The organism is Lactiplantibacillus fabifermentans DSM 21115, from assembly GCF_000498955.2.
GTDB classification, from domain to species: domain Bacteria; phylum Bacillota; class Bacilli; order Lactobacillales; family Lactobacillaceae; genus Lactiplantibacillus; species Lactiplantibacillus fabifermentans.
The window spans coordinates 1-10139 of the sequence record NZ_AYGX02000126.1; the positions used below are offsets into that span (position 1 = coordinate 1).

General features: G+C 43.7%; 9 protein-coding genes and 1 tRNA gene. 1 reads left to right on the forward strand and 9 read right to left on the reverse strand.

Annotated features, from left to right (window positions below; all coding sequences use genetic code 11):
* Positions 1-33: 33 nt before the first annotated feature.
* The 8 genes from DY78_RS10965 to yycF all read right to left on the reverse strand — a co-directional run bounded on the left by DY78_RS10965 (position 34) and on the right by yycF (position 8504).
* Positions 34-294: an AAA family ATPase gene (locus tag DY78_RS10965; protein WP_024625635.1), complete on the reverse strand. Its 261-nt coding sequence runs from the start codon at positions 292-294 to the stop codon at positions 34-36.
* Between the two features lie 57 nt (positions 295-351).
* Positions 352-831: a 23S rRNA (pseudouridine(1915)-N(3))-methyltransferase RlmH gene (rlmH, locus tag DY78_RS10970; protein WP_024625634.1), complete on the reverse strand. Its 480-nt coding sequence runs from the start codon at positions 829-831 to the stop codon at positions 352-354.
* Between the two features lie 559 nt (positions 832-1390).
* Positions 1391-2653 (reverse strand): S1C family serine protease, encoded by a 1263-nt coding sequence (locus DY78_RS10980; protein WP_024625632.1) that lies wholly within the window; start codon positions 2651-2653, stop codon positions 1391-1393.
* 113 nt (positions 2654-2766) lie between these two features.
* Positions 2767-3582, reverse strand: coding sequence for an MBL fold metallo-hydrolase (locus tag DY78_RS10985; protein ID WP_024625631.1), 816 nt, complete (start codon positions 3580-3582; stop codon positions 2767-2769).
* Positions 3583-3729: 147 nt separating this feature from the next.
* Entirely contained in the window at positions 3730-4590 is an 861-nt protein-coding gene (locus DY78_RS10990; protein ID WP_024625630.1) for a two-component system regulatory protein YycI, read from the reverse strand.
* Positions 4591-4602: 12 nt separating this feature from the next.
* Complete coding sequence (locus DY78_RS10995) at positions 4603-5928, reverse strand: YycH family regulatory protein (RefSeq protein WP_024625629.1); 1326 nt, start codon at positions 5926-5928, stop codon at positions 4603-4605.
* On the reverse strand, positions 5909-7783 hold the full coding sequence (walK, locus tag DY78_RS11000) for a cell wall metabolism sensor histidine kinase WalK (protein ID WP_024625628.1): 1875 nt from the start codon (positions 7781-7783) through the stop codon (positions 5909-5911). Before walK ends, DY78_RS10995 begins: the two co-directional genes overlap by 20 nt.
* 13 nt (positions 7784-7796) lie before the next feature.
* Complete coding sequence (yycF, locus tag DY78_RS11005) at positions 7797-8504, reverse strand: response regulator YycF (protein ID WP_024625627.1); 708 nt, start codon at positions 8502-8504, stop codon at positions 7797-7799.
* Between the two features lie 322 nt (positions 8505-8826).
* Between yycF and DY78_RS11010 the strand changes: the two genes are divergently transcribed.
* A tRNA-Lys gene (locus tag DY78_RS11010) sits at positions 8827-8899 on the forward strand.
* A gap of 269 nt (positions 8900-9168) precedes the next feature.
* Here DY78_RS11010 and DY78_RS11015 read toward each other — a convergent pair.
* A partial coding sequence (locus DY78_RS11015) for a LysR family transcriptional regulator (RefSeq protein WP_235810668.1) occupies positions 9169-10139 on the reverse strand: 971 nt, incomplete at its 5' end.

Genomic DNA, 10139 nt, shown 5'->3' on the forward strand with positions numbered 1-10139 from the left:
GGTTATGCTGAACAATTTGTCCAAAAATTCGGATTAAATTTGCAATCTACCATTAATTGAAAAAAGACCAACTATATACGCGTTTTTCGATGATTTTCTATCTTTATTCATATTCCAGGAAAACTTTGCTACCTGATAATTCATTAAAAAATTAAGTGATTCTAAAATCGCACTTTTGCCCACGCCATTTTTTCCCAAAATTGCTGTATATGCCTCTTCTTCATCCTTAATAAAATTTATATATTGTAATTTTTTAAAAGATTTGTAACCATCCACTAAACAACCTAAAATCATATACCAATATTCCTTTCAATGACCATTAAATTTTACATAAAGGCTGAGCAAATAGCATCACTTGTGATACGGAGACCCAATATTAATCATAAACGCACGATAAACCTGTTCCGAAAGCACCAACCGCATCAACTGATGGGGCAGCGTAAACTTCCCAAACGAGATCTCAGTATCGGCCCGCTTCAACACTTCGGGCGCTAATCCCAATGATCCACCAATCACAAAATCAATATCACTGTGCCCATAGGTCGTTAACTTATCGATTTCGGCGGCGAATTCTTCGCTGGTGCGTTCCTTACCCTTGATAGCTAACGCGTACACGTAATCGCGGTCTTTGATTTTTTCGAGGATTCGTTGGCCTTCTTTGACCATGACATTTTCCATCTCTGCGTTACTTAATGACTCGGGGGCCTTTTCATCCGGAACCTCGACGATTTGGAATTTGGCGAATTTGCTCATGCGCTTTGCGTATTCGGCAATCCCCTGTTTGAAATATTTTTCTTTTAATTTTCCGACACAAATAATTTTGATGTTCATAATTTACCACCTTTACACAAGTTATTAACAAAGTTATCCACAGGTGTATAACTTAAATTCCTATATATTGTGTTGAACATATGTTTGCCACAACATTTATTTTGACCCATTTTGTCAAGAGGGTCCCGACTTATCCACAGTTTTCCACAGCAACGTTTGTTCGTAGATTACGGTTGCAAATCCCATTATATCAAGAATCTACTAAACTTAAAATATTTTTTTGAAAATGAATCCACAAGCAAATTCGGTTCCTGTGGATAACTTTTAAACAGGGCTAGTTCCTACTCTCACGCCTGTTAATAAATTTCCCCAAGCAACGCGGAAAATTATCCCCTGATTTATCCACAGTTTCACCCATTGGTTAACGCCGTCAAAAAATGGTTGAACTGTCGTCATTATTTTTCGTTCGGCTTCTTCCGTCATCGAGGGCGTCAAACCCATATTTACCGGTATTTGAAAAAGGCGAACTTTCGCCTTTTCAACGTAACTGCCGCTAAAACGCATAAAAGCGCGGTTTCTGGCTATTCGCCACAAACCGCGCTTTTGAAAATTACGTTTATTAATTATTTTGTTTACTCAACGTTTTGGTAGTTTCGGTTAATTTCATGTTGGTCGTCTTGAGCTTCCCATCATGATAATACTTAACTTTGACCGTATCACCGACACTATGTTCATATAGCGCGGTCCGTAACGTGGCTAAGCTAGTAACCTTGGTCCCGCCTAATTCGGTAATCACATCGTACTTCGATAAACCGGCGGCTTTTGCTGGTGAACCGGAGTAGGTCTTCATGATGACGACCCCTTTAGTGACGCTCGTTGGTAACTTCAAGACCGACTTGCGATCACTCGTCGAGATGCTGGATAAGTTATACGTTGCCACCCCTAAGGCTGGTCGGACAACTTCCCCATTTTTGACTAACTCGTTAATGATTTTAACGACTTCGTTACTTGGAATGGCGAAGCCCATCCCTTCAACGCTCGTCCCGGAACTATCCGAAGATAACTTCATCGAGTTAATCCCGATGACTTGACCAGCTAAGTTAAAGAGCGGCCCACCGGAGTTCCCCGGGTTAATCGCGGCATCGGTTTGGATAACCGTCGCATAACCGGTTTGTTGCCCGGACGTATTCGTCGTAGCAACGGTCCGTTTCTTAGCGGAAATAATCCCTTCCGTTAAGGTCGTGGCGTAATTCGAACCAAGTGGCGACCCGATTGCTAACGCGGTTTCACCGACTTCAATGTTGCTGGAATCACCGAAGCTGGCCGTGGTGGTCACTTTTGATGAATTAATCTTCAAAACGGCTAAGTCGGTCACGGAGTCGGTACCGACGATTTTGGCGGTCAGCTTGGTGCCGTTACTCATAATGACGCGTACGGCGTTAGAACCGCTGACAACGTGGTTATTCGTGACGATATAAGCGACGTTGCCACTCTTCTTATAGATCAGGCCGGAACCTTCACTATATTCTTGCAATTTACTGCTTGAGCTTGAGCTGGAACTAGAGCTATCCGATGACGAGCCATCTTCGCCCCCTAAAATACCGCTCCAACCGCTAGAAGTACTTTGTTTTTGTAAATTAATCACGGAGACTACCGCCGATTTATTGGCTTTGTAGACTTTCGTAGCTTGTGAGCTAACGTTGACTTTCACGTTAGTTGTTGAAGTTGAGCCGGATTTGTTCGATCCGGTCGGGACACTGGTGGAAGACGTGGTGATGCTATTATTGCTGAAATAATTAATGCCGCCATACGCGATCCCACCGCCGACTAAGCCGGCGACGAGTGCGGTAACCGCGACTTTGATCAATGATTTATTTGCCATAATTTCGCGTCGAAACGCGATCCCTCCCTACTAGTAACTATGTTTTAAGTTTATTTTAGCTAAAAAGTGTGATTTTTCTATGACCGAAGCATTGTGGAAATATTAAGGCAGCCCTATAACGTAATCAGTTTAGTGGCTGTTTCTGGATCCGTATCATAGAGTTGGAAATCATGCTCCACGCCAAAATCATGTTCTTTCATCATGGAAGCAACCGTTAAATGCGCTAACGTCTTCATATTGTTATCTTGACTGCGATGCCCTAAGTAAATCCGCTTCGTATTGCGGCCAATAACGTCCATTAAGGCGTTGGCGCCATCTTCATTGGATAAATGCCCCTCATCGCCTAAAATGCGTTGTTTGAGCGGCCATGGATAACGCCCCATCCGCAACATTTCCAAGTCATGGTTACATTCAAACAAATAGCCGTCCGCGTTTTTAATGACCCCTTCGACGTGTTCAGAAACATAACCCGTATCGGTGATAATCACAAACGACTTCCCATTATGATGTAATTCATAAAATTGGGGTTCGGCGGCATCGTGGGACACACTAAAGGATTCCACATCTAAATCGCCTAGCCCGAGTGTCGTATCGGGGTCAAACACGTGACATAATTCGGCCGGCACGTTGCCGACTTTTTTAGCCATCGCATCCCAAGTCCCCTGATTGGCATAAACGTCCAATCCATATTTCCGCGCTAAAATTCCGGCGGCTTGGCAGTGGTCGGTATGTTCATGGGTCACAAATAAACTGTCCACTTCATTGATATCACGGCCAATCGATGCCATCAAATTGGCAATCTTTTTACCGCTCAACCCGGCATCGACGAGTACTTTATGTTCCGGTGTTTCAATATAAGTAACGTTGCCACTACTCCCAGAAGCCAAGACACTGACTTGCATTGTATCTGTTGCTAACTTTAATACCATTTTTAGGTTCTTCCCATCTCTGAAAAATCGCTGTTTACGTTAATATGATACACGCTTTTAACCACCTTGAACAGTCAGCGGATTGTCCCAAATAAAAAGTCCCCCGTCAATTTGACGAGGAACTTAGTTGTTTAATCAATACTAACGTTAGTCGGCATTCCAAATGGCCCCAACGGCCGTCGACAAACTAGCTGTTTCACTCGATGTTGAGCTACCAGCCGTCTTCATCGATGCCCCTGTAAAGGCATTAATCCGGTGCAAACTTAAATTGGAACTATTTTTACTGCGGACCGCAAAAATCCACGTTGGCACATACACACTACTATCTTTTAAGCGAATCAACCGTGAATAACCGAGCTTACTCCACACAATGCGGGAGTTATTTGAAACTTGATTATATTGGTATAACGCCACTAAAGCTTTTTTCTCACTGATAGTGACCGCTTTTTCACGCAACGTTTTGACGTTATTTACATACGTTTGCGTGTAGCTGATCAACTGGTTATTTTTATTAACGATTAAACGCAACTGACCGGTCCCCGTCAAAATTTCACCATCGGCGACCTTTTGTACATAGACGTATTCGCCATTAGACGATAACTGCGAACTGTACACGTACTGGGTCCCATGAATGACATTAGTCGATTGTTTGACGAATTCATCTAAGTCACTTTGGGGATGATTACTATCCACGGTCACACTCGTCCGCAAGGTACTCATCAACTTACCATTAGTCCCAATACGCGTCGTCTGTTCAGTAAGCTGACTCAAATCGGCTTTGAGACCACTGTCGTTATTGCCGGCAATATAGTACCCAGTACCTTCTTTAGTATCTGGATTACTAAAACTAATGTTGTCATCACGCATTTCGCGAATGACCGTCGTCGCGGTATCACTGGACGTTTTACTCGAATCACCGGAACTAGTTTGGATGAACATATACGCTAAGAAAATATCTAAGACGACAAACGCAACTACAAAAATCCATTCAATTTTTCGAAAATTCATGCGTCCGCCCCCTTACGATCCGCTCAGCATCGACGTATAAGTCCGCCAAGCGCCATTGTAATAGACGTAATAAGTCGGCGTTAAGTCAATCACTAGTTTGGATGATTTATTTTGTGACCATTGATACCCCAATTCGATAGTGCCAATCTTACTATCTTTATAACCGGCCGCAATGAGTTGTTTTAAAATACTCGTCGAGCTCGGCAAGGTCACGGATTGTTTCTTCCCCGTCGTTGGGACTGGCACTTGCAAACTATCTAATGAGAAGTAATAGCGATCTTGCCCCGTCGACGTCATCTGAATCCGCACATCACCGTTTTCAGTCTGGTTGAAGATTGGGAAGCCTTCGACGTAACTCCGATAAATCACGCTACGACTCGTAGCATCATAGCCGTAATAACGAATATTATCCATCGGTACGCCTAATGCAACCAGCCGCGTATAGCTCTTTTGCAACTGTGAGGTAAACGACAACTGCCGCGTCGAGCCTAAATCGCTGTAATCTTCAAAATAAACCGTATTGAGCTTCGTATTAACCGTCATCCGCTTATAGCTACCAGTCGTATACTCTTGGCTACCATTACGATTATGCACGGTCACCGTCGAATTACCATCGGCATCTAACAACCGGTTGGCCGTTTCACTAGCCGAAAGCTTACTCATCAAATAACTATAATGCTGCATCTTAACCGGTTGGGTGTAGTCGATGTACGTATTATTATTTTCATACGTCATTTTCACCGCAATGGCTTTAACTTTATTGGCTTGCAATACTTGTTTCATCGAAGTCAGCGACTTGTTTTTTAAATGCACACTATAAATTTGATGTTTGCTGTCATTCAACAAATATAAGCGGTCGGTATCGTTGATGGGAATCACAATCCGACTAAATTCGGACGAGCGGAAATTTTTCAAATTCTGGTTAAAAATCGTATTGAACATGCTGACCGTGACACTATCTGGGAAATTCAACACATAGGAATCATCCCCATTTAGCAAGGCCGCATAGCTTTTGGCCGAGGTGATCCGCACTTTGGAAATACTTTCAGCTTTCCATTTGCTGATCTGCTCTTTGAACTGGCTCACAAGACTCACATTTTTATTAATCAGCAAGGTTTGTTTGCCAGCTGAGTCCGTATGAATCAGTTGTGTTGGCAAATAAATATCATCAATCGTCCGGGTCGCCAAAGTCGAGTTCGACGAGGTCGTGCTGACCTTATTTTCTCGCTCATAGCGCGACGGATTGGACCAAATATAAATCGACAAGGCCACACTAATGATAATCAAACACGTGAGGGTGATTGGTAAAAGTAAGCGTCTAAGCTTGTGAGTCATCATCCCAAAGATCCTCCTCTTCATAAGGTTCGTAAGGCAGTGAAATGTAGAATGTCGACCCTTGACCTTCGACACTGTCGACCCAGATACGGCCACCCAACATTTGCACGACTTCTTTTGAGATGGCCAAGCCTAAGCCAGTTCCACCTTGGGCCCGTGAACGCGCCTTATCAACCCGGAAGAAGCGGTCAAAGACGTGATTCAAGTCCGCGCGTGGAATCCCTAGCCCTTGGTCACTAATGCTAATAATCACTTGATTATGCGTCTCTAATAAGCGACAAGTGACGACCCCACCATCTGGCGAATACTTGATAGCGTTGTTCATAATATTATCGAGAACTTGGGTAAATTTATCAGTGTCGATTTCAACCCACAAATCGCGCTTCGTAAATTCACGTTTGATCGTGTAATACTTCGCGGGATTATCATCTTTTTTCAAGATCATATCAAACCGATTCAAGACATAGTTAAATAACTCGTTGATATTTACGAGTTCCATATCGACTCGAGTTGTCCCCGAATCCATCCGTGACAAGCTTAGCAGCTCATTAATCATCCGAATCATCCGATCGGTTTCTTCTTGGGTGACTTTCAAAAAGCTCGGCGCAACTTCGGGGTCTTTCCAGGCCCCATCGCTCAACGCTTCAATGTAACTCCGTAAACTCGTTAACGGTGTCCGCAACTCATGCGATACATTGGAAACGAACTGTTTCCGATCATTATCAATTTTTTGTTGTTCGGTAACATCATGAAGCACACAGACTAAGCCACTAATGAACCCAGATTCCCGTTGAATCAGTGAGAAATAAGCATTCAAAATCAAGTCACGTTCATGTGACGAGAAATCTAACGTTAATTCATCCTGGTTTTCAATTAAATCTCGTAACGAATATTCATCACGAATCTTCAACATATCAAGAATCGAGTTACCAATCGCTTTTTCCGCGCTAACATCGACAAAGTCGGAGGCCGTTTCATTGATAATCGTAATATTCCCACGGCGATCGGTGGCAATCACGCCATCGCTCATGTGCGCCAAAACGCTATCCAACCGTCGGCGTTCCGCTTCGGTCGACTCTTGCGACTCTTCAACGCGAATCGACAAGTTGTTGATAGCACTAGCTAATTGGCCTAATTCATCGTCGCTATAAACGCGCACTTGGCCCGCGTAATCGCCACGCGCAATTCGTTGCGTCTGTCGTTTCATTTCTTCAATTGGTCGGGTAATCGCCCGGGCAATAATTATCGCAATCCCTAAGCCTAAGGTCATCGCAATTAGCGAAGCCAACACAAAGATTCCCATAATTGTATTGATCGTATTATAGACGGACTTCATGTTGGCGCGAACATATAGTACCCCGACCAGCTGGCTATTATTCCCCGTTGTACTGGAATTATACAGCGGCACAATGGAAACATAATAGCGGCCATTATTTTGCGTGTCATACGTGTTCTTCGTATAAGAACGGTTATTATAGATCGCGTTTTTAACATTGCGATCAGTCGTCTTTTGACCGACAATCGATTGATCGTTGACATCATTAGTCCCACGAATAGTCCCTTTGCTATCAATGACCCGAATTTCATCAATATTGGAGTTGTTATAATCCGATAAAATGGTTTTAATTTGGGCATTGGCTTTCGTTGAATTCGTTGCCGACAATTGTTCGGCTAACGAGTTATCAACATAGGTCGGGATTTGAACTTGTGACTTAAACTGCCGGATATTTTGTGTTTCCAACTGCTTCACGAAAATAGCCCCGACGATTTCCAAAGTAATCAATAGTAACAAGGCAAAGACTAACGCAATTTTAAAATTAATCGACTTTAAAAAATTCTTCCGTTTAAACTTCAACACGGTTTACTGACCTCTACTCGTTTTCAGGATTGCGGAGGTAATAACCGACCCCACGCCGCGTTACTAACCATTTTGGATGGCTCGGATTATCTTCAACTTTTTCCCGTAAACGCCGCACCGTGACATCGACGGTCCGCACGTCACCGAAGTAATCGTAGCCCCAAACGGTTTGTAATAAATGTTCGCGCGTCATCACTTGACCGATATGTTGGGCCAAGTAATGGAGCAATTCAAATTCACGGTGGGTTAATTCAATATTGTCACCGCGCTTAGATACCATGTAAGCATCGGGATGGATGACTAAATCACCGATTTCAATGTCAGAATTTTCTTCCTCTTCCGTTGGTTGCGCATTTGGTGATCCTTGACGCCGTAAGTTAGCTTTAACCCGGGCAACTAATTCCCGATTAGAAAATGGTTTCGTCACATAGTCATCAGCGCCCAGCTCTAGGCCTAAGACTTTATCTAATTCAGAATCTTTGGCGGTGACCATAATAATTGGCATGTCGTAGTTCTTCCGCACTTGGCGCGCCACTTCGAGTCCGTCCATTTTTGGCAACATTAAGTCTAATAAGATCAAGTCTGGTTTGACTTCATCCACTTTTTGTAAGGCTTCTTCACCATCAGCGGCCACATGAACTTCATAGCCTTCTTTAGTTAAGTTAAATTTTTCAATATCTGAGATTGGTTTTTCGTCATCAACGACTAAGATTTTTTTCATAACGATTCTTCCTCCTTAGGGGAAAACAGGTTCATTTGCAATTTTTTAGTGGTACTTCGATTAGTACAGGCTTTATTTTGGTGCCAGCCTGCGTCAGGACGGTTGAAAAACGTTTCAACACTGTTTTTAGTATATCACAAATCATCAGAGCTTTCTTTGATAGCTAACCCGCATGGCCGTAGCATTTCCCGGGAAATATTTTGGCGACTTATTTTGAAATAATTCGGCCAATTTCCACCGCGATTCACTTTTTTTGAAAAAAGTTTCGAAATAGTGTTGTCAGATTCCGATATTCATGATATTATATTTTTTGTTGAGTTATGGGCAGTTAGCTCAGCTGGCAGAGCAACGGACTCTTAATCCGTGGGTCCAGGGTTCGATCCCCTGACTGCCCATCCATAACCACTAATCAGTCTTCACGCCGTGATAATCCACCGTGAGGACTGATTTTTTTATATCATTAAACCGGCTAGAGTGCGCCAAAAGGCGGTTAGTTTGCGAGCATTAACGTAGAATCGGCAATTATGTCCGGGCTTTGAGCATAGTTGCCGATTCCGGGTTAAGCGGAACAAACTGCCTTTTGGCGCACGTTTCGGCCACAAAAATAGTAAAGACTGAATGGGCGCCTGATGAAAGTTAAACTTTATCAGGCGCCCATTTTTGATTATATCTCAGTCTCTTTTAGTGCGGCCGTTAATAGCTCAGTGACCAGGCTGGCAAACGCTCGCAACTGGTCGGTGGCTTGCGGCGCTAACAAATAGATTTCGCGCTCAACTGGAAAATCCGCCACTGGCAAAATCGTTAGCTTATCTGCGGCCGACTGCAGCCAGTACTGGGACAACAAGCCAATGCCCATCCCATTTTGAATCATCTGAGCGACCGTCGCATGTTGCGGTACCCGCAAGATACTTTGGGCCTTAATTTGTTGACCACGCAAAAATTTCGTTAACAGTGTCGCGGTTCCGGACCCCGCTTCGCGCATGACAAAAACTTGCTGCTGGAGGTCTTTGGGGGTGACTTGGGTGCGCTGGCTCAGTGAATTTTGCCGGTTAGCGACTAAATAGACGGCATCCGTTGCTAAGGGCATTACGGCATAGCGCGTTTGATACGTGGCTACTTGGTCGGAATTTAACGCTGCTAACGCACAATCAACGCCCCCCGCTGCCAAACTATCCAGGGCGCCGGTGGAATTACTAATATTTAAATACAATTCGGCCCCCGTTTGATGGACTGCGGCATACATTTGTGGGGCAATTAATGATAAGACCGATGTCGCGGCAACTTTTAACGTTGCTTGGACCGGTCGGACAAAAGTCTGTTCGAGTTGATCCGTCAACTGAAAAATCTTTGCGGCATAACTCAATACAATCGCACCATCGGCTGTCGCGCGGTAGCGTTGGCCATCAAAGCGCAGCAGTTTGGTTTGAAAGTCCGTTTCGAGGGCTTTGATATGCACTGAGACCGTTGGCTGACTCAAATGTAATTGTTGTGCCGCTAATGAATAACTCCCTATCTGGGCGACTTGGACGAACGTTTGGAGTGCTTTTAAATTCACCATGATTATGTTTTTTAATACTCCTATGGTAGATTGTAAAATTAATCCGAACGCTGTTCGGACAAAAAAGATCAGCTTCC